This is a genomic window from Actinosynnema sp. NPDC049800 (genome assembly GCF_040656635.1).
In the GTDB taxonomy this organism is placed as follows: domain Bacteria; phylum Actinomycetota; class Actinomycetes; order Mycobacteriales; family Pseudonocardiaceae; genus Actinosynnema.
In genome coordinates, this window is record NZ_JBFAMT010000033.1 from 41,588 (window position 1) to 59,904 (window position 18,317).

16 protein-coding genes are annotated in these 18,317 nt (G+C 72.1%); 10 read left to right on the top strand and 6 right to left on the bottom strand.

Going from position 1 to position 18,317, the window contains the following annotated elements:
* Window positions 1-41: 41 nt before the first annotated feature.
* The 3 genes from AB0I91_RS29500 to AB0I91_RS29510 form a co-directional block, all read right to left on the bottom strand.
* A complete protein-coding gene (locus AB0I91_RS29500; protein ID WP_499639842.1) occupies window positions 42-1,535 on the bottom strand; it encodes a discoidin domain-containing protein in 1,494 nt (497 codons plus the stop codon).
* Window positions 1,536-1,646: 111 nt separating this feature from the next.
* Window positions 1,647-2,993, bottom strand: coding sequence for a multicopper oxidase family protein (locus AB0I91_RS29505; RefSeq protein WP_499639844.1), 1,347 nt, complete (start codon window positions 2,991-2,993; stop codon window positions 1,647-1,649).
* The gene (locus AB0I91_RS29510) at window positions 2,986-3,804 is read right to left on the bottom strand and encodes a cupredoxin domain-containing protein (RefSeq protein WP_499639846.1); all 819 of its coding nucleotides are present in this window, start codon (window positions 3,802-3,804) and stop codon (window positions 2,986-2,988) included. Before AB0I91_RS29510 ends, AB0I91_RS29505 begins: the two co-directional genes overlap by 8 nt.
* Window positions 3,805-4,004: 200 nt before the next feature.
* On the opposite strand from AB0I91_RS29510, the gene AB0I91_RS29515 reads away from it, so the two are divergent.
* Both AB0I91_RS29515 and AB0I91_RS29520 read left to right on the top strand, forming a co-directional pair.
* Window positions 4,005-4,907, top strand: coding sequence for a hypothetical protein (locus AB0I91_RS29515; RefSeq protein WP_499639848.1), 903 nt, complete (start codon window positions 4,005-4,007; stop codon window positions 4,905-4,907).
* 23 nt (window positions 4,908-4,930) lie between these two features.
* Window positions 4,931-5,455, top strand: coding sequence for a hypothetical protein (locus AB0I91_RS29520; RefSeq protein ID WP_498780853.1), 525 nt, complete (start codon window positions 4,931-4,933; stop codon window positions 5,453-5,455).
* A gap of 9 nt (window positions 5,456-5,464) precedes the next feature.
* On the opposite strand, the gene AB0I91_RS29525 is transcribed toward AB0I91_RS29520, so the two are convergent.
* A complete protein-coding gene (locus AB0I91_RS29525; protein ID WP_499608728.1) occupies window positions 5,465-6,934 on the bottom strand; it encodes a cellulose binding domain-containing protein in 1,470 nt (489 codons plus the stop codon).
* Window positions 6,935-7,055: 121 nt separating this feature from the next.
* On the bottom strand, window positions 7,056-7,523 hold the full coding sequence (locus tag AB0I91_RS29530) for a nitroreductase family deazaflavin-dependent oxidoreductase (protein ID WP_499639850.1): 468 nt from the start codon (window positions 7,521-7,523) through the stop codon (window positions 7,056-7,058).
* 260 nt (window positions 7,524-7,783) lie between these two features.
* Here AB0I91_RS29530 and AB0I91_RS29535 point away from each other — a divergent pair, with 260 nt between their 5' ends.
* The 8 genes from AB0I91_RS29535 (at window position 7,784) to AB0I91_RS29570 (ending at window position 17,465) form a co-directional block, all read left to right on the top strand.
* Window positions 7,784-9,478: an HAL/PAL/TAL family ammonia-lyase gene (locus AB0I91_RS29535; RefSeq protein ID WP_499639852.1), complete on the top strand. Its 1,695-nt coding sequence runs from the start codon at window positions 7,784-7,786 to the stop codon at window positions 9,476-9,478.
* A 117-nt stretch (window positions 9,479-9,595) separates the two neighbouring features.
* On the top strand, window positions 9,596-10,027 hold the full coding sequence (locus tag AB0I91_RS29540; protein ID WP_498780860.1) for a hypothetical protein: 432 nt from the start codon (window positions 9,596-9,598) through the stop codon (window positions 10,025-10,027).
* Window positions 10,028-10,266: 239 nt separating this feature from the next.
* Window positions 10,267-13,449: a LamG-like jellyroll fold domain-containing protein gene (locus AB0I91_RS29545; RefSeq protein ID WP_499639854.1), complete on the top strand. Its 3,183-nt coding sequence runs from the start codon at window positions 10,267-10,269 to the stop codon at window positions 13,447-13,449.
* 130 nt (window positions 13,450-13,579) lie between these two features.
* On the top strand, window positions 13,580-14,158 hold the full coding sequence (locus tag AB0I91_RS29550) for a ClpP family protease (RefSeq protein WP_499639856.1): 579 nt from the start codon (window positions 13,580-13,582) through the stop codon (window positions 14,156-14,158).
* Window positions 14,159-14,270: 112 nt separating this feature from the next.
* Window positions 14,271-15,227 carry a phosphotransferase family protein gene (locus AB0I91_RS29555; RefSeq protein WP_499608711.1) on the top strand — a complete coding sequence of 319 codons (957 nt, stop codon included), beginning with the start codon at window positions 14,271-14,273 and terminating at the stop codon, window positions 15,225-15,227.
* The gene (locus tag AB0I91_RS29560) at window positions 15,224-15,862 is read left to right on the top strand and encodes an alpha/beta fold hydrolase (RefSeq protein WP_499639858.1); all 639 of its coding nucleotides are present in this window, start codon (window positions 15,224-15,226) and stop codon (window positions 15,860-15,862) included. The genes AB0I91_RS29555 and AB0I91_RS29560 overlap by 4 nt, the downstream gene beginning before the upstream one ends.
* Window positions 15,863-15,918: 56 nt before the next feature.
* Window positions 15,919-16,653, top strand: a complete 735-nt coding sequence (locus AB0I91_RS29565) for a class I SAM-dependent methyltransferase (RefSeq protein ID WP_498780867.1) — start codon at window positions 15,919-15,921, stop codon at window positions 16,651-16,653.
* Window positions 16,654-16,682: 29 nt separating this feature from the next.
* Window positions 16,683-17,465, top strand: a complete 783-nt coding sequence (locus AB0I91_RS29570; RefSeq protein ID WP_499639860.1) for a class I SAM-dependent methyltransferase — start codon at window positions 16,683-16,685, stop codon at window positions 17,463-17,465.
* A 177-nt stretch (window positions 17,466-17,642) separates the two neighbouring features.
* Here AB0I91_RS29570 and AB0I91_RS29575 read toward each other — a convergent pair whose 3' ends face one another.
* Complete coding sequence (locus tag AB0I91_RS29575; RefSeq protein WP_498780870.1) at window positions 17,643-18,314, bottom strand: AIM24 family protein; 672 nt, start codon at window positions 18,312-18,314, stop codon at window positions 17,643-17,645.
* Between the last annotated feature and the right edge of the window lie 3 nt (window positions 18,315-18,317).

Consider the following 18,317-nt stretch of genomic DNA (forward strand, 5'->3'; position numbering starts at 1 on the left):
GTGCGTTCGAACAAGTGAATTGTGCTTACGATCGCAGTCGGTCAGGTCGAGTAGACCTCCAGCTCGTTCACCCGCACGTAGCCGGGCTGGTGCGCGGGGCCCTGCGAGGCGCTGATCCGGACCAGCCGCGAGGTCCGGGCGGGGAAGGTGAGGGAGACGCTCAGCGACGCGTTGTCCGCGACCTCCGCGACGGTCGCGAACGCCGCGCCGTCCCAGACCTGCACCTGGAACGCGCGGATCGGATAGCCCTCGCTGGTGTGGACGACGACCCGGCGGACCGTTTTCGCGCTGCCGAAGTCGACCTGCACCCACTCCGGGCTGCCCGGCGGCCAGGTGCCGGGCGCGTTGGCCCAGCTGTGCGCGCCGCCCGGCCGGGTGTCGCGGACGCAGTCGTTGACGCGGTCGGGGGAGTAGCCGAGGTGCGTGCTGGACGCCGACGCGGTGCTCGCGCACGCCAGGTTGCCGGTCGTGCCGTCGCCGCCCTGGCTGCACGAGGTGAACCGGACCGAGCCGGTGTCGTACTCGCGGTGCGCGGAGTCGGCGAACCGCACCACGGCGTGGCCGGCGTCGTCGTCGCGCCGGTGCCAGGTGACGTTCGCGTCGATCGTGCCGCCGGGGGTCGGGAGGGACAGGGGCACGTCGACCAGCGGACCGCCGTCCTCCTCGTACCACTGGTAGGCGAGCACGTCACCGAGCGCCGAGCGGTCCCACGCGGTGACGAAGACCCCGGACGACTGCCACGAGCCGATGTCGTCCTGCGCCACGCCGGGCAGCGCGATCCGGCGCAGGACGGTTCCCGTGGTGGTGACGACCAGCACCCGCATCTCCCGCTCGCCCTCGAACCAGCTGCCGAACGCGGCGCGGTCGGGCACGCGCCACTGGTGCAGGTGCTCCAAGCCGTTGTCGCGGCGCGACCCGGTCGGGTCGCACACCGCCTGCCCGCTCACCTCCTCCGCCTGGAGGGCCGGCAGGGCGGAGGTCGGTTCGTGGACCGACAGCACCCACACCTCGTTGACGGCGGCGTAGCCCTCGTCGATCGCGTTCGGCAGTGGTCGGACGCCGCCGGTGGGCGAGAGGACGTAGCCGAGAGCGCTGGTGGCCCGTTCGTCGGCGGGCGCGACGGTCAGCACGACGTCGTCACCGGTGGTGACCCCTTCGTCGGCATCGGGGATGTGGATCTGCGCGTCGTAGGCGAAGCCGTTGACGCTCCGCAAGCCCGCGACGGCGGTCTTGAGCTCGACCCACCACGGCTCGTACGGGTTGACGACGTAGGAGTCCTCGGCGGCTTCGACGACCTCCCGCAACAACGCGTCGGTGTCGCCGTGGGACCGGGTGCTCGCGAGGTAGCGCACGAGCGCGCGGAGCCGGCTGTCGGCCGAGGCGGTCAGCACCGGCTGGACCAGGGCTTGCAGCTTCTGGTTGATCACGGTGTCGTCGGTGGGCGCCGCGGCGGCGGGCAGTGGTGCGACGGCCGCGAGCGCGGCGCCGACGAGCAGGGCGGCGAGCGTGGCGGCGATGGATCTTGTGCGTCTCATGGACGAGAACCTCCCCAGGTTTGCGCTACCGCAACGCTCCCGTTCGCACCGCGCGCCCACCATCCGCCGACCCGGTCATCCGCTCGCCCCACCGCTACCGCCCGGGGGCGGTCACCGAACGACCTCCAGCACGCCCATCATGCCCAGGTCCTCGTGGGAGGCGATGTGGCAGTGGTAGACCGTGCGGCCCGGTTCGCCGCGGAACGGGACGGCGATCGTGACGGTGCCGCCCGGTGGGACGTTGACGGTGTCGCGCCACGCCCGCAGCGGTTCGGGAGCGCCGTTGCGGGACAGCACCTGGAACGAGTAGCTGTGCAGGTGGAACGGGTGGTCGGTGGTGTGGTCGTTGACGACGTCCCAGACCTCCAGCGTGCCCAGGCGCGCCTGGAGATCCACGCGGTGGTGGTCGAAGGTCTTGCCGTCCAGCGTGAAGTGGTCGGTTCCCGTGCCGTCGAACGCGATCCGGCGGCGGCGCACGGCGTTCGCCTCGTCGAGCGCCTCCACGTCGCGCAGCCGTGCGGGCAGGGCGACGGGAGGCAGGCCCGGTGGCACGTCCAGCGCGGCCAGGCGGAACGCGGCGCTCGCCGCACCGCCCTCGCCGTAGACCGAGTACGGCAGCGCGGTGAGTTCCAGGCGACCGGCGACGGTGGTGTCCACCAGCACCTCGCCGCGTTCACCGGGCGCCAGCAGGACCTCCGTCAGCTCGACCGGCTCGGCCACGAAACCGCCGTCGGTCGCGACCAGGTGCAGGGGCGTGCGCTCACCCGAGCGCAGCACGCCGACCAGCAGGTGGTCGCCGGCGGTGGCGTTGAGCAGGCGCAGGCGGGTCCGGCCGCTGGTGGGCGCGAGCACGGGCCGCACGGCGCCGTTGACGCTGATGTCCTGGCCGGTGCGGGTGAACACGAGCAGCCGGTCGTCGCACGACTTCAGCAGTTCGTCGGTCGCGCCGGTGACGACGATCGGTCCGGCCAGGCCCGCGAGCAGCTGTCGTTCGACGTCGCCGTGCGCGTGCGGGTGGTACCAGTAGGTGCCGGCCACGCCCTCGGGCACGGCGAACTCCTGCGTGCCCGTCGCGCCGGGCGGCAGGTGGGTCAGCGGCGCGTCCACGGCGGGTGCGAGCGGGAGGCCGTGCAGGTGGAGGCTGCTGTCGGCGTCGAGGTCGTTGCGGAAACCGAGTCGGACCCGGTCGCCCTCGCGGAGCTTGACCAGCGGACCGGGCGCGGAACCGTTGTAGCGCAGGGAGTCCCCGGACGCGGCGGCGACCAGTTCGCCGCGCAGCACGCCGTCCGCGCCCGCGTGCAGCGACAGGGTGGTGTGCTCGGGGAGTGGCGGGCCGTCGGCCGGCCCTGGCGCGGCGAGGGTGGCGCGCAGGAGCGGCACACCGCCGGCGACGAACGCCCCGGCGGTCAGACTGCCCGCGATCAGCGCGCTCCGCCGGGACATCTTCCGCTCAGCCATGGTGGTGCGCTCCGGAGGGCGTCTCGGTCGCGGTCGTGGTGGGGGTCAACGCGCCCTCGGTGACGGTCAACCGGCCGATCATGCCCTTCTCCTGGTGGTCACCGGCCGCGCAGTGCACCGCGTACTGGCCAGGTCGGGCGTTCACCACGGCGATCCGGGTCCGGCCGCTGGGCACCTCGACGTCCACTCCCAGCTCGGTGATCGTGAACGTGTGGTTGTCGTCGGTGTCGTTGGTGAACTTGAACGCCACCGGCTGACCGCGACCGACGCGCAGCTGGGCGGGGGAGAACTTGAAGTTCGTCAGGTCCACGGTCGGCAGCGCGGCGAGCTGCTCGTCGGTGAGGGACCCGGTGTCGTCGGACTGCGGCCACGCGACGATCAAGGTCGCCGCCAACGCCACCCCGACGGCCGCGCCACCGCCGAGCCCGACGAGCCGCTCACCGTGGCCGGTGCCCGGTCGCAGCATCAGCACCAGCGACGAGACGATCGCGACCCCGGCGGCCACCACGAGCACCGCCGCGACCGCGAACGGCGGCACGTCACCGGGGCGGACCAGGTCGAACGCCAGGTCCACCGGCCGGATGAACACGACCAGGGCCGCCACGGCGATGGTCACGACCGGCGCGACCCGGACCCGTCGCCACAGCAGTGCGGCGGCGGCCAGGGGGAGGGCGGAGAGGGCGGCCATGCCCGGGTTGGGTTGGCCGGCGAGGACCAGGAAGGCGATCGCGTTCGCCACGGCCAGCACTGCGGAGGCTGTGAGGGCGGTGGTCGGCGAGGGCGTTCGGCGGTCGAGGGCAGGGGCGGTCATGACAACTCCCGGGCGTGTGATTGGTTAGTCACTCACTACGTCTACAGCTCACCGCGCGGGCCGGTCTTCTGTCAAGCGATGCTGAGAGTGTGGTCGGTTTCGACTGGTGAGTGTTCAGTCACTCTTGTGGATCTGGTAACGGCGTCGAGAACCGCGTCGATGACCTGCGTACATACGTTCGGTGTTAGAGGGGGTGCCTCATGGAGGACCCTGCGGCAGGTCTGTTCATGCTGAAGGCCGAGGTTCCGGTCGTCGTCACCGGCGAGGAGGACCACCAGGCTTGGCTGGCGAGGTACCCCGTCGCGCCGGGCGGGAGCTGGCGCGTCGTGGTCGCCCTGGCGTGGTGCACGATCAACTCCGGCAAGTACCTGGGCCAGTACGCCATCGAGGTCCGGTTGGACGGGCAGCGGGTCGGTGAGCTGACGTACCTGATGTCACGGCGGTACGCGGACATCATGGGCCAGGTGATCGACGCCGGCGGAAGGCCGGGCTGCGAGGCGGTGATCCGGGTCGGCGAGCGCGGTCACGAGATCGTGGTCCAGCTGCCGCGCGACCCGTCGGCCGTGGTCGTCCCGACAGGGGCCTTCGCCCCGCCGGTGAAGCGGAAGTCCCGCCGTCCGATGTGGATCGCCGCCGGGGCGGTGGTGCTCCTGTTCGTCGTCATCGGGACTCTCGCCGACGAGCAACCGTCCACAACGGACTCAGCCGCCACGCTGAGCACGACCGCGACCGGCGCGACGACAACCGTGCCGACCACGACCACGACGACAACCGTGCCGACCACGACCACCACGACCACCACCACGACCACCACGACCACGACGACCACGACGACGACGACGACCGTTGCCGAGCCGGCCCCGAAGCCCCAGCCTAATCCGGAGCCGCAACCTCAGCCGCAGCCGGAAACCCTGGCCCCGCCACCGCCCGCGCCGAACCAGGGCTGCCACCCGAGCTACGAGCCGTGCGTGCCCATCGCGAGCGACGTCGACTGCAAGCCCGGCAAGGGCAATGGCCCCGCGTACGTGACCGGCCCGATCAAGGTCATCGGTCCCGACGAGTACCAGTTGGACGCCGACCACGACGGCGTCGGCTGCGAGTAGGCGTCCGGAAAGGGAGAGGTGTCATGTCACGGAGGTTCGGTTCGTTATTGGCGTTGGTGGTGGTCGTGGCGGGCGCTGTGGCGGCCACGGCCGGCGCGGCCAACGCGGTGACGGTGGAGCAGGTCTGCGCCGGCACGTGGGCGGTCACCTACGACCCGCCCATCACCAACACGCCGCAGGTCGTGCGCGGCAACCTCACCGGGGTCTTCCCCACGTGCACGAACCCGGCCGCGCCCAGCGGGTTCTACGGCCAGGAGTTCACCGACACGGTGTCGTGCGCGACGCTGCTCACCGCGGGCGCGGCGTCGCGCACGTACACGTGGACCAACCCGCTGGCCGCGCCGACGACGTTCACCTACAACTGGACGGTCAGCGACGTCGCCGGCCAGGCCGTGATCACCAACACCGGCTTGATCACCAGCGGCACGTTCGCGGGCGCGAGCGCGGAACAGGTGGCCGTGCTGGTGACCCCGGACGTCCTGCAGTGCGCCGGCGCCGGGATCTCCAGCCTCACCGGCCCGACCACGCTGACCGTCTTCCGCCCGTAGCCGCGCCGGTCACCAGTCGAGCGGGAGGGTGGCGACGTAGTCGGTGAGCAGGCCGGTGATGAGCCGGTGGTCGTTGAGGGAGAAGTGCCAGTCGCAGCCGAGCCGGTCGAGCCTCGGGTCCTCGTAGTTCCAGAAGCGCACGAGGTCGTCGCCGCCCGCGTTGCGGGTGGTGACGACCTGCCGGGCGGCCTCGGCGAACAGGTCCGTGGCGCTGACCACGATGACGGTGTCGGGGCCGTACTGGGCGCGGAGCTTGTCGAGGAAGCCCAGGTACGCGGTCCGGTAGGCGGCGGTCAGGCTGTCGGGGGTCCACGGCTCGCCGGGGTTGATCGCGGTGGAGAAGTCGTTGGTGCCCAGGCCGACGACCACGAGCTGGGGCCGCCACGTGTCCGGGTTGCGCCACACGTCGCCGGCCACGTTCTGCAGGCCGCGGTCGTAGTAGGTGCGGAACGTGGTGTCCGGGTCGCCGCCGTTGTAGTTGCGGACCATGCCGCGGCCGGAGTGGGCGTTGACCTGGTAGTCGGCGCCGAGGGCGCGGGCGGTGAGGGGGCCGAACGCGAGGTCGGTGTTGGTGTTGCGGTCGACGCCGCCGTTGGCCGAGCAGTCACGGGTGGTGGAGGTGTTGCCGTAGCCCGCGGTCAGCGAGTCGCCGATGAACTCGATCTGGCGGGTGCGCGCGGCGGGCTTGGCGAGGATCTCGCCGCCGGCGGCGGGCAGGAACCCGCCGAACTCGCCGCTGGCCCAGGTGCTCTCGGTGCGCTTGACCAACCGGACGGTGTGCTCGGCGTCGGTCAGGCCGTTGATCCACCGGGTGACCCGGCCGGGCGTGACCAGCGTGGCGACGGTCCGGCCGTCGACCTGGACGTCGTAGTCGTTGACGGCGTCGTTGAGCACGATGCCGACACCGGTGCCGCGGAAGCGGCTCTCGAAGTAGATGCCGGGCCACGTGTACCGCGCGGTGTCCGCGGTGGCCCGGACCCGGCCGACGGTGTGCGTCCGGCCGAGGATGTCGGACACCGGCGGCGTGGACGTCGTCGTGGTGGTGGTGGTCGACGTGACGGTGGTCCCGGTGCACGGGGTGCCGTTGAGCGCGAAGTCGGTGGGCGCCGGGTTCGAGCCGGTCCACGAGCCGTTGAAGCCGAACCCGGCGCTCGCGCCGGTGCCGAGGCGGCCGTTCCAGCTCACGCTGTCGACCTGGACCCGCGCGCCGGACTGGCTCACCGTGCCGTTCCAGAGCTGGGTGACCTTCTGGCCGGCGGCGAACGACCACGTCAGCCGCCAGCTCGCGACCGGGTCGCCGAGGTTGGTGACGCTCGCGTTCGCGCCGAAACCACCCGACCACTGGTTGGTCACCTGGTAGGTGACCTTGCAGCCGACGGCCGCTTGGGCCGGTGCGGTGACGGCGACGGCGGTCAAGGCCGCGGTCACGCCGACGACGGCCACGCCGGCGATCGCCGACCGATAGCGGGTGGTGTGCACCTGTTCCTCCACGATCCGGGTCCGACGCTGGGCCTGGGAACGCTCCCGGGCGACCGTAGCGAAGAAGTTGCGCAGCGAGAAGGTCTGGCGCGGATCGGGCCGGGGAGCGTATCGATTGGTGTCAGGCCCGATCGGCTCGCGTCAGCGCGACCACCGGGATCGTGCGGGTCACGCCGGCCTGGTAGCCCGCGTAGAACGGGTACCGACGGGCCACGGTCTCGAACGCCCGATCACGCTCCGCGCCGTCGAGGACGACCGCGTCGGCGGCGAACCGCTCGCCTTCCACCTCGACGGTGACCTCGGGGGTGGACACCAGGTTGTGGTACCAGTCCGGGTGGCGCGGCTTGCCGAAGTTGCTGGCCACCACCAGGTAGCGGTCGCCGTCGCGGTGGTGGAGCGTGAGGATGCTCCTCGGCTTGCCCGACCGCGCACCGGTCGTGGTCAGCAGCAGCAGGTCCATGCCGGCCATCGCGCCGCCGACCTGGCCGCCGTTGGCGCGGTACTCCTCCAGGACGGCCGCGTTCCACGCGAAGACCTCCTCGCGGGACGCGTCCGGTGCCGGAACCTTCTCGCTGGCCTTAATGCTCACCCGTGCTCCTTAGCTGATTGCTCGTGCCGCAGGACCCGGTCGTGGCGCGGACTGCCGGTTCCGCGCCGGGTTCCCCGTCCCGAAGATATGCCGGGACACCAGCGTCCGCACCCGTCTGCTGTGAGGTGCCGGGTGATCAGCGGTGCACGTCGTGGGCATCACCCGATCGTTCGGTTCGTGCGCGCACGCCCGGCCGAGGAACGCCTCCGGTGCCAGGATCCCGGGCGAGAACCCGGTCCTCGAACGAGGTAGGAGCGCGAATGCAGGTCCCGTGGCGGTTCCTGGTCGTCCTCGCCGTCGGCGCCGTCACGGTGTCGAGCACGGCCGCCGCGCCGGCCGACGTGGCGACCCGGCAGCACGCGCCCGCGCTGGAGCTGGACGGCGACTCGTTGACCTGGTCGCGGTTGGTGGAGGTGCTCGAAGCCGACCGCGTCACCGTCCGCCTCGGCCTGAAGTCCCGCCAGGAGATGGTCAAGACCCGGCAGGGCGCCGAGGCGGCGCTCGCGGCCGGGCAGCGCGTGTACGGGTGGAACCAGGCGTTGGGCCCGTTGAAGGACCAGCCGCTGCCCGAGGCGGACCGGGTGGAGTTCCAGCGCCGGGTGCTGCGCTCGCACGCCGCCGGTGTCGGTCCCGCGCTGGACGACCGGGTGGCGCGGTTGGCGTTGGTGCTGCGGGCCAACACGATGGCGCGCGGCACGATGGGGGTGCGGCCGGAGTTCGTCGACCGGATCCTGGAACTGGTCAACGCCGGCGTCACGCCGCGGATGCCGGAGATCGGGTCGTTGGGCACCGGCGACCTCCAGCCGATGGCGGCGGCGGGCCTGGTGCTCACCGGCGAGCCCGCGCCCGCCCGCTTCCAGGGCCGGGAAGCGCCCGCGCCGGAGATCCTCGCCGCGGCCGGCGTCGCGCCGACGTTCCAGCTGGCGCAGGGCGAGGCGTTGCCGCTGATCAGCGGGAGCAGCGTGGTCACCGCGCGGTACGTCGACGCGGTCGTGCGCGCGGAACGGCTGCTCGACACCTATGACGGCGCGTTCGCGTTGTTCCTGGAGGCGACCAGGGCCGAACAGGGCGCGTTCGACGCCCGCACCCACGACGAGCGGCGCATCCCCGCCGAGGTCGAGGCCGCCCGCGTCACCAGGGCGTTGATCTGCGGCACGGGGTGGATGACCGAGGAGGGGCGCAAGGCGATCAGCGACGAGGGTCCGCGCATCCAGGACGCCGTGTCGGTGCGCGCCACCCCGCACATCGTCGGGGCGCTGCGGCAACGGCTGACCGACGCCCGCGTTCACGTCGAACGCGAGGCGAACGCGTCCACGTCCAACCCGCTGGTGTTCGCCAAGCCGGGCGGCGGCCACGAGTTCGTCATGGGCGGCAACTGGGACGCCGCGCTGCTCGGCCACGAGATCGACTCGCTCAACGCCCAGATCGCCGACCTCGGCGTGCTGTCGCAGGAGCTGTCCGCGCGGCTGCTGTCCGAGAAGTGGAGCTACCACCTGCCGGCCAACCTCGCCGGCGGCGAGATCGGGCTGAACTCCGGCATGGTGCAGGCGCAGACCGTCGCGGTGGCGCTGGTGCCGGAGATGCAGCAGCTGGCCACGCCCGCCGGCACGCTGTCCCGGCCGGCGAAGTTCGGGCAGGAGGACCACAACACGATGGCGATGGCCTCGGTCCGCGCCCTGCACGCCAACCTCGACCGCCTGGAGACGGTGCTGGCGGTGCACGTGCTGATGGCGGCCCAGGGGATCGACCTGATCAAGGACAAGATGGCCGCGTTCCCGTTGGGCCGGGGCACGGACCGGCTGCACCAAGCCGTGCGGCGGCACATCGCGCCCTTGGTCGACGACCGCTACCTGACCCCGGACCTGGAGAAGGCGACGGAACTCGTGCGCAGCGGCGAACTGAGCCGGGAGGTGCGGGCTGCTCTCTCGCCGGGGCAGGAGAAGTGCGCGGCGTAGGAAGGGTTTCTGCGGTGGCTTAGCCGACCGGTGTTGGTCCCCTCGCGCCCTCCGCCGTCCGGCCGCACTCGCCCCAACCCGGCCCACCGCGCCGCACGGCCCGCTTAAGGTGCGGGGATGGCGGAGGACGGGTTCGTCGAGGTACGCGGGGCCAACCGGGGCAACAACGTGATCCTGCACCTCTTCGCCCTGGCGTTGATGGTCACCGGACCGATCGTCTACGCGGCCAACGACGGCGGCACCGTCGGCATCGTGCTCACCGTGGTGCTGCTGCCGCTGGGCATCGCCGTGTGGCGCGGTATCGCACGCGCCAAGCGGCGGCTGCTGCGCCTGGACGAGGTAGGTCTGCCCGCGACCGCCGAGGTCCTGTCGATGGAGCCGATCAGCGAGGACTCCACGATTCGCGTCCGGCTGCGGATCAGCGGCCCGGACGTGCCCGAGTTCGAGATCGAGCACGACGCCGGGTACCACCCCAGCCTCAGGCCCGGGAACAAGCTCGTCGCGGCGGTCGACCCCGACGACCACCGCGACTTCGAACTGGACTACTAGGACAGGCCTTCCGCTCGGAGCCGGACCGAGGCCGCCTCGGATAACAGGGAGTGCCGCCGAACGCCGGCCTCCAGCCGGCTCGGGAGGTCCGCGATGGTTCGGACCTTTGTGCGGGATTGAGCGGTGACGCTGTGGGAGCGCTCCCAACTGTGAGGCTTCTTGTTGTCTTCTGCGGGGGTTTGTGGATAGATGAACGGCGTTTGTGATGGGCCTCATAGTCGAGCCCCGAGGAGAGTTCCATGCCCCGTGCCGCCAGACGGCTGTCCGCCCTGTTCTTGGCACTCCTGCTCACCCCCGTCCTCGCCGGTACCGCGACCGCCGCCGCGCCGCCCGCGCACGGCCTCAAGGGCGAGTACTTCCGGATGTCCGCTCCCGGCGCCCGCGACTTCGCCGAGTCCGGCGGCGCCACCCTCGACCCGAACGTCGACTTCGCCGACCTGACCGGCACGTTCCAGCAGCTCACCGGCCGCACCGAGCACACCACGGCCCGCTGGACCGGCAGCCTCACCGCGCCCGCCACCGGCGACTACACCTTCCACGCCATCGGCGACAACGGCTTCCGCCTGTTCCTCGACGGCGCGCCGGTCATCGACCACTGGGTCGGCGACTGGGACGTCGAGCAGCACAGCGCGCCGGTCCACCTCGTCGCGGGCGAGCGGCACGACTTCCGGATGGAGCTGTTCCAGGACGTCGGCGGCGCGAACCTGCGCCTGCGCTGGTCGACGCCGACGCTGGCCAAGCAGCCGGTGCCGGAAACGGCGTTCCTCCCGCCCGCCGACTTCCCGGTCTACCCGGTCGGCCTGACCGTGTCACCGGACGGCCGGCGGCTGGAGGCGGCCTTCGACCAGCCGGTGACCGCCCTCGGCGACCTGAAGTCGCACCTCAAGGTCGAGGTCGACACCGTGCCGTTCCCGATCGAGTCCGCCGCCGTCGACCGGCGCGACCGCACCAAGGTGATCGTGAAGCTCGGCGCGACCATCCAGAAGCCGCAACGCGTGCGCGTCACCTACGACGGCAGCGGCGGCCTGGTCGTGGGCGCGGAAACGGTGCCGCGGATCATCCGCAGCGCGACCAACACCTCCACCCAACGCCTGCTGACCGACTGGGGCGAGGAACTCGACGAGGACCACCCGCTGCCCGAGTACCCGCGCCCCCAGCAGGAGCGCGACGAGTGGCTCAACCTCAACGGCCGGTGGGAGTTCTCCGCCGCCACCGCCGGGCAGCAGCCCGCGTTCGGCCGCGCGCTGCCCGAGCGGATCACCGTGCCGTTCCCGGTGGAGTCCCAGCTCTCCGGGCTGGAACGCCACGAGGACCACATGTTCTACCGCCGCCAGTTCGAGGTGCCGCGCGACTGGCGCGTCGGCCGCGGCCAGCGGCTCAAGCTCAACTTCGGCGCGGTCGACCACCACGCCAGGGTGTGGGTGGACGGCACGCTCGTCGCCGAGCACACCGGCGGCTACACCGCGTTCACCGCCGACATCACCGACGCCCTGCGCGGCGGCGGCAGGCACGAGCTGATCGTCGCCGTCACCGACACCACCGGCGACAACCAGCCCATCGGCAAGCAGTCCCGCAACCCCGGCGGCATCGTCTACACGCCGTCCTCGGGCATCTGGCAGACCGTGTGGCTGGAGCCCGTGCCGGACAAGGCGATCGACGACGTGAAGACCACGCCGGACATCACCAAGGGCACGCTCACCGTCCACGTGTCGTCCTCGACGGCCTCGGCGAACGCCAGGGTCACCGCCACCGCCCGAGACAAGCGGGGCACGAAGGTCGGCACGGTCACCGGCGCGCCGAACACCGACCTGACCCTGCCGGTGCCGAACCCGCGCCTGTGGAGCCCGGACGACCCGTACCTGTACGACCTGGACGTGACCCTGGAGGACGGTCGCAGCAAGGACGAGGTCGAGAGCTACTTCGGCATGCGTTCCATCGGTGTGCGCACCGTGGCCGGCTTCCCGAAGCTCGTCCTCAACGGCGAGCCGGTGTTCTCGCTGGCCATGCTGGACCAGGGCTTCTGGCCCGACGGCCTCAACACCGCGCCCAGCGACGAGGCGCTGGCGTGGGACATCAAGGCCCAGAAGGACCTCGGGTTCAACGCGCTGCGCAAGCACATCAAGGTCGAGCCCGCCCGCTGGTACTACCACGCCGACCAGCTCGGCATGTTGGTGTGGCAGGACTTCGTGAACGTCAACGTCACCGACGAGACCGGGCAGCAGGCGTTCCTGACCGAGGGCAGGCGCGCGATGGAGCAGCTGCACGACTCGCCCGCCATCATCGGCTGGGTCGTGTTCAACGAGGGCTGGGGCGAGTGGAACCGGGAGGAGACCGGCCGCATCACCGAGTCGGTCAAGGCCGCGGACCCGTCCCGGGTCGTCAACGCGCACAGCGGCGTCAACTGCTGCGCGTCGAAGGGCGACTCGGGCAAGGGTGACGTGATCGACCACCACGACTACAACAACACCGACCCGGCCTGGCCGGACGCCACCCGCGTCGCGATGGACGGCGAGCACGGCGGGTTCACCCTGCGCACGCCCGGCCACCAGTGGCCCGGCGCGCCGGCCGTGATCTACAGCGGCGTGCCCGACAAGGCCGCGTTGACCGCGAAGTACGTGTCGAACACCGAGACGTTCTACCTCGACGCGGCCGGCGCGGAGCTGTCCGGGTCGGTCTACACGCAGATCACCGACGTGGAGACCGAGCTGAACGGCCTGTGGACCTACGACCGGCGGGAGATCAAGGTCGACCCGGGGCCGGTGCGTGAGATCAACAGGCGGGTGGTCGCGGCCGGCGCCGCGGCGGCCGAGCGCACGTACGACGGCAAGGGCTCCTGGTCCTTGGACGGCAACGGCGACGACACGAGCGGCGCGCCGAACCCGTTGTCCCTCACCGGGGACGCGGCGTGGACGGCCGGCGTGCGCGGGCAGGCGCTGACGTTCGACGGGAACGGCGACTACGCCCAGACCACCGGACCGGTGCTCGACACCACCGGCTCGTACTCGGTGTCGGCGTGGGTGCGGATGGACTCGCTGCCCGGCAACTACGCCACCGCCGTCAGCCAGGACGGCCGGCGCGTGGAGAACCCGTTCTACCTCCAGTACGGGCAGGGCCGGTGGGCGTTCAGCGTGCCCGGCGGCCGGCGGGCCACGCTGGCCGCCACACCGGAGCTCGGCCGCTGGTACCACCTGGTCGGCGTGCGTGACGAGGCGGCGGGCGAGACGCGCCTGTACGTCGACGGCGTGCGTGCGGCCGCGATCCCGATCGGGCCGGACGAGGTGAGCACCGGGCCGTTGGCCGTCGGCCGCGCCAAGTACGCGGGCGTCCGCGGCGACTTCTGGCACGGCGCGGTCGACGAGGTCCGCGCCGTGGACCGCGCCCTGACCGACGCGGAGGTGGCCGAGCAGCACGCGGCGCGCTGACCGGGCACGTGAGGACGGAGGGCTGCGGGATGACGGTCCCGCAGCCCTCCGTGCTCGACCAGCGTGTTCTGCCGGGCGTGACAGCTTCAGGTCACAGGTCCTGCCGGTTGCCCGTCGCTCCCTAAGGTGGGTGAATGATCTTCCCCTTGAAGCCGTGGTGAGCGGGCACGGCGTGGTCGACCGCGCTCAGCGACTGCTGCGGGAACGGATAGTCCTGCTGACCTCCGAGGTCGACGACGCGGCCGCCGACCAGGTCGTCGGCCAACTCCTGCTCATGGAACAGGCCGATCCGACCGCGGACATCCACTTCTACCTCAACTCGCCGGGCGGCGGGGTCACCGCGGGCATGGCGATCTTCGACACGATGCGGCACATCCGCCCCGACGTGGTCACCTGGGCCGCCGGACTGGCCGCCGGCATCGCCGCGGTCCTGCTGTCGAACGGCGCGCCGGGCAAGAGGTACGCGCTGCCGCACGCCAAGATCATGATGATGAAGCCGTCGTGGCCGGCCGACCCGACCCCGGCGCAGCTCGACATGCTCGCCCGGACCACCGACGAGATGACGGCCATCGTCGCGACGCAGACCGGTCAGCCCGTCGAGCAGGTCGCCGCGGATGCCGCCGCGGGCAGGTGGTTCACCGCGGAGGAGGCCCTCGCCTACGGCCTGGTCGACGGGATCCGCGACCGGCTGGGCCGCAACCCGCAGTGATCCGCCGGGGTCGTGGGCGGCTCGGCGTGGGGAGGCTTCGCGCTGCCGCGGCTCGACTGGTCGGCCGTGAAATCCGGGTGCGGGCACGGGGGAGGGCGGGTGTACTCCCGTCATGGTCGAACACCGTCAGCGTCACACCGACGAGTGGGTCGCGCACTTCGTCCGCCGGGGCCACCGCGCGCCGCGCCCGCTGGCCGCCGGGGTCGAGGGCGCGGTCTACCGGCTCGACGCGGGTCTGGTCGCCAAGGTGTGGAGCGGCCGGCCGCCGGCGGACCTCGACCTCACGCGTCGGGTCTACGTCGACGTCGCCCGGCACCGGCTGCCCTTCGCCACGCCGGAGATCCTCGACACCGAGGTCCACGACGGCGTTCTCGTCACCTACGAACGGGAGCTGACCGGGACACCCTTCCGCGCCGACCCGGTCATGACCTCCGCCGAACGCGACCTGCCCGCCACCGAGACCACCGCGCTGCTGACGGTCCTGCGCGGCCTCGCCACCGTGCCCGGCACCGAGGCCATGCGCGAACTCACCGTCCAGGGCGACGACCGCCCCCTCTGGCACGGGCACGCGCGGTTCCCCGACGCGCTCGCCGCCCTCGTCCGCCGTGCCGCCCGCCGCCACGGCGACCTGCTCGCCTCCCACGTCCCGGACCTGCACGCCACGGTGGCACGGGTCCTCGCCGCCCTCACGGCCCTGCCCGACCCGCCCGTCAGCGTCGTCCACGGCGACCTCGTCCCGCCCAACATCCACGTGGACGACACCGGCCGCCCCACCGCCGTGCTCGACTTCGGCTTCTTCACCACCGCCGGCGATCCCGCGTTCGACGCCGCCGTCACCGCCGCCGTCTGGGACATGTACGGACCCCACGCCGACCACCACACCGCGACCCTCACCCGCCTGTTCGCCGACGAGCTCGGCCACCCCGTCAAGACCCTCGCGCTCTACCAGGCCGTGTACGCCCTCACCACCTACGACCTGTTCTCCGCCGATGGCGGCGACGGCCACTTCCACTGGTGCGCCGCCCTTCTCCGGAGCGGGGCGACCCGGGGTGGCAGGGTGTGGCCATGAGCACCTTCGTGTTGGTCCACGGCGGGGGCGGCAGCGGTCGGGACTTCGAGCGCCTCGAACCCGAGCTGCGCGTGCGCGGCCACGACGTCGTGGCCCCCGACCTGCCCATCGACGACCCGGCGGCCGGGCTCGCCGAGTTCACCGAGACCGTCGTGGACGCCATCGGCGACCGCCGGGACCTCGTGGTGGTGGGGCACTCCTACGGTGGCTTCACCGCACCGCTGGTGTGCGCACGGCTGCCCGTGCGGCTCCTGGTGTTCCTCGCCGGGATGGTGCCCGCGCCGGGGGAGAAGCCGGGCGACTGGTGGGACAACACCGGCTTCGAGCACCCCGAGGGCCTCGACGACACCGAGGTGTTCTTCAACGGCGTCCCGGCCGACGTCGTGGCGCGGGCCCAGGCGCACGGCCGATCGCAGGTCAGCGCGGAGTCCTCCGAGCCGTGGCCGCTCGACGCGCTGCCGGACGTGCCCACCCGCGTGCTGCTGTGCCGGGACGACCGGTTCTTCCCGCCGGAGTTCCAACGGCGGGTCGCGCGCGAGCGGCTCGGCCTGGAGCCGGACGAGATCGACGGGCCGCACTGCGTCCCGGTCAGCCACCCGGTGGAGCTGGCCGAGAGGCTCGTCTCGTACCTCTAGCCGGCGCGGTGTCCCGGGTGGAGCGGGTCGTCGGGAACCGCCGGCAGTATGGGTCCATGCCTGCCAATCTCGAGAGCTCCGCCGGCGTGGCCGTGGAGAACGACTACGACGGCTTCGCCGAGGCGTACGCGGCGGAGAACGAGACCAGCCTCCTCAACGCCTACTACACCCTGCCCGCGGTCCTCGACCTGGTCGGGGACGTGGCCGGGCGGCGGATCCTCGACGCCGGCTGCGGCTCCGGCACGGTGACCGCGGCGCTGCGCGACCGCGGCGCCGTCGTGTCCGGTTTCGACCGCAGCGCCAAGATGGTGGAGCTCGCCCGGCGGCGACTGGGCGACGACGTGGACCTGCGGGTCGCCGACATCGCCGCGCCGCTGCCGTACCCCGACGCCGCGTTCGACGACGTCGTCGCGGCCCTGGTGCTGCACTACCTGGAGGACTGGACCGGACCGCTGGCCGAGCTGCGGCGCGTGCTGGAGCCCGGCGGGCGGCTGGTCGTGGTCGTCAACCACCCCCTCCTCGTCAAACTGGTGGATCCCGCGGCCGACTACTTCGCGACCAGCAAGTGGTCCAGCGAGCACAGCTTCAACGGTCAGCCGGCCGTGCTCACCTACTGGCACCGGCCGCTGCACGCGATGACCGACGCCTTCACCGCGGCCGGCTTCCGCACCGCCGTCATCAGCGAACCGCACCCGGCGCCGGAAGCCCGCGAGCTGTTCCCCGACGAGCTGGCGAAGTTCCCCTCCGGTGCCTTCCTGAGCTTCCTGTTCTTCGTCCTGGAAGCCGTCTAACCGGGGGCACGTCGGCGGGGGTGGGGGCAGTGGGAGAGCGAGGCCTGCTCGGCTCGTCGTTCGGCTCGTCGTTCGGCACGGCGGCGGCCGCGTACGCCGAGCACCGCCCGGACTACGCGCGGGCCGCGGTGCGGTGGGCGGTGGAGTTCGCGCCCGGCCGGCGCGTACTCGACCTCGGCGCCGGAACCGGCAAGCTGACGGCCACGCTGCTCGCGTCGGGCGCCGACGTCGTCGCGGTCGAGCCTGACCCGGCGATGCTGACCGAGTTGCGCCGCGCGTTGCCTGGCGTCCGTGCCCTGGCGGGTAGCGCGGAGGCGATCCCCCTGCCGGACGCGTCGGTCGACGCGGTGCTGGCCGGCAACGCCCTGCACTGGTTCGACCTCGCCGTGGCGGGGCCGGAGATGGCCAGGGTGCTCGCGCCCGGCGGTGTGCCGGCCGGCCTGTGGAACGTGCTGGACGACCGGGTCGACTGGGTCGCGGGACTCACGCGGGTCGCCGGGAGCGCGGCGGTCGGTCCGCGTGACACGGTGATCAGTTGGCGCGCGGCGACGGCGGGCCTGCACCTTCCGGAGACCGGGGCCGCCCGGTTCGGCTCACCGGAGCAGGTCGAGTTCCCGCACGGGCAGCGCCGCACCGCCGACTCCCTCGTCGCGACGCTCGCGACCCGCGCCGGGATGCTCGTCATGCCGGAACGGGACCGCGACGCCACGCTCGGCGCGATCCGGGCCTTCCTCGCGAGCCGACCGGAAACCGGCCGGGGCGGGTTCACCCTGCCCATGCAGACCGGCGTGCTCCGCGCCCGGCGGCTCTGAGGGCGGTGTCCTTCGATCGGTTGTCGGTCATCGCCGTTCGGTGACGGTCACGGTGTCGCCGTCGGCACCACGACTCGCGCCGGACGTCGCGCTACGAGTGCGATCCCCACGGCGTCGCGGACATCGTCCACAGAGGACCCGCGGCCGGGCGTGAGCACGACCCGGCCGCGGTGCGCGTCACTGCTTGGGCGGGGTCGGGTGGCCTTCCGACGCCTGCACGACGACGATGCCCTGGCCGGACAGCGCGAGCTGGTACGCCTCACCCGAGCCGCGCCCGATGGCGGCGCCGAGCTTGGCGGTCTTGCGGATCGAGGACTGCAACGAGGTGGACCACAGGACGGAGGACTGCATGTCGACGTACGTCGGCACGTCCACGTTCAGCACGACCGGCGTGCCGAAGGCGGTGACGGCGAGCGCGCCGGTGCCGGTGAACGTCGTGTTGAACAGGCCGCCGCTGAGCATCGACGCGCCTTCGACGCGGTTGATGTCCCACGTGAGCGTGCTCTCGAACGCGAGCACGTTCCGGCCGTTGACGGTGACGCCCTCGTCCTCCAGGTAGAGCACGAACACCTCGTCGGCGTCCTGGGCGAGGAACACGTCCCCGCTGCCGGACACCTTCATCAACGACATGCCCTCACCGGTGAAGGCCTTCTTGAACAGCTTGCCGAGACCGCCGCTGCCCTCGTAGGCGAAGTCGACGTCGCCCTGGTAGGCGACCATCGACCCCTGCTTGGCGAAGAAGAACCCGCCGCTGCCGGTGAGGTCCACCTTGAGCATGCGGTCGTTCTGCAACTGGAAGCTGCCGGGCTCGACGGACCGCTCGGCGTGGTTGAACAGTGAGCTGCGCATGCC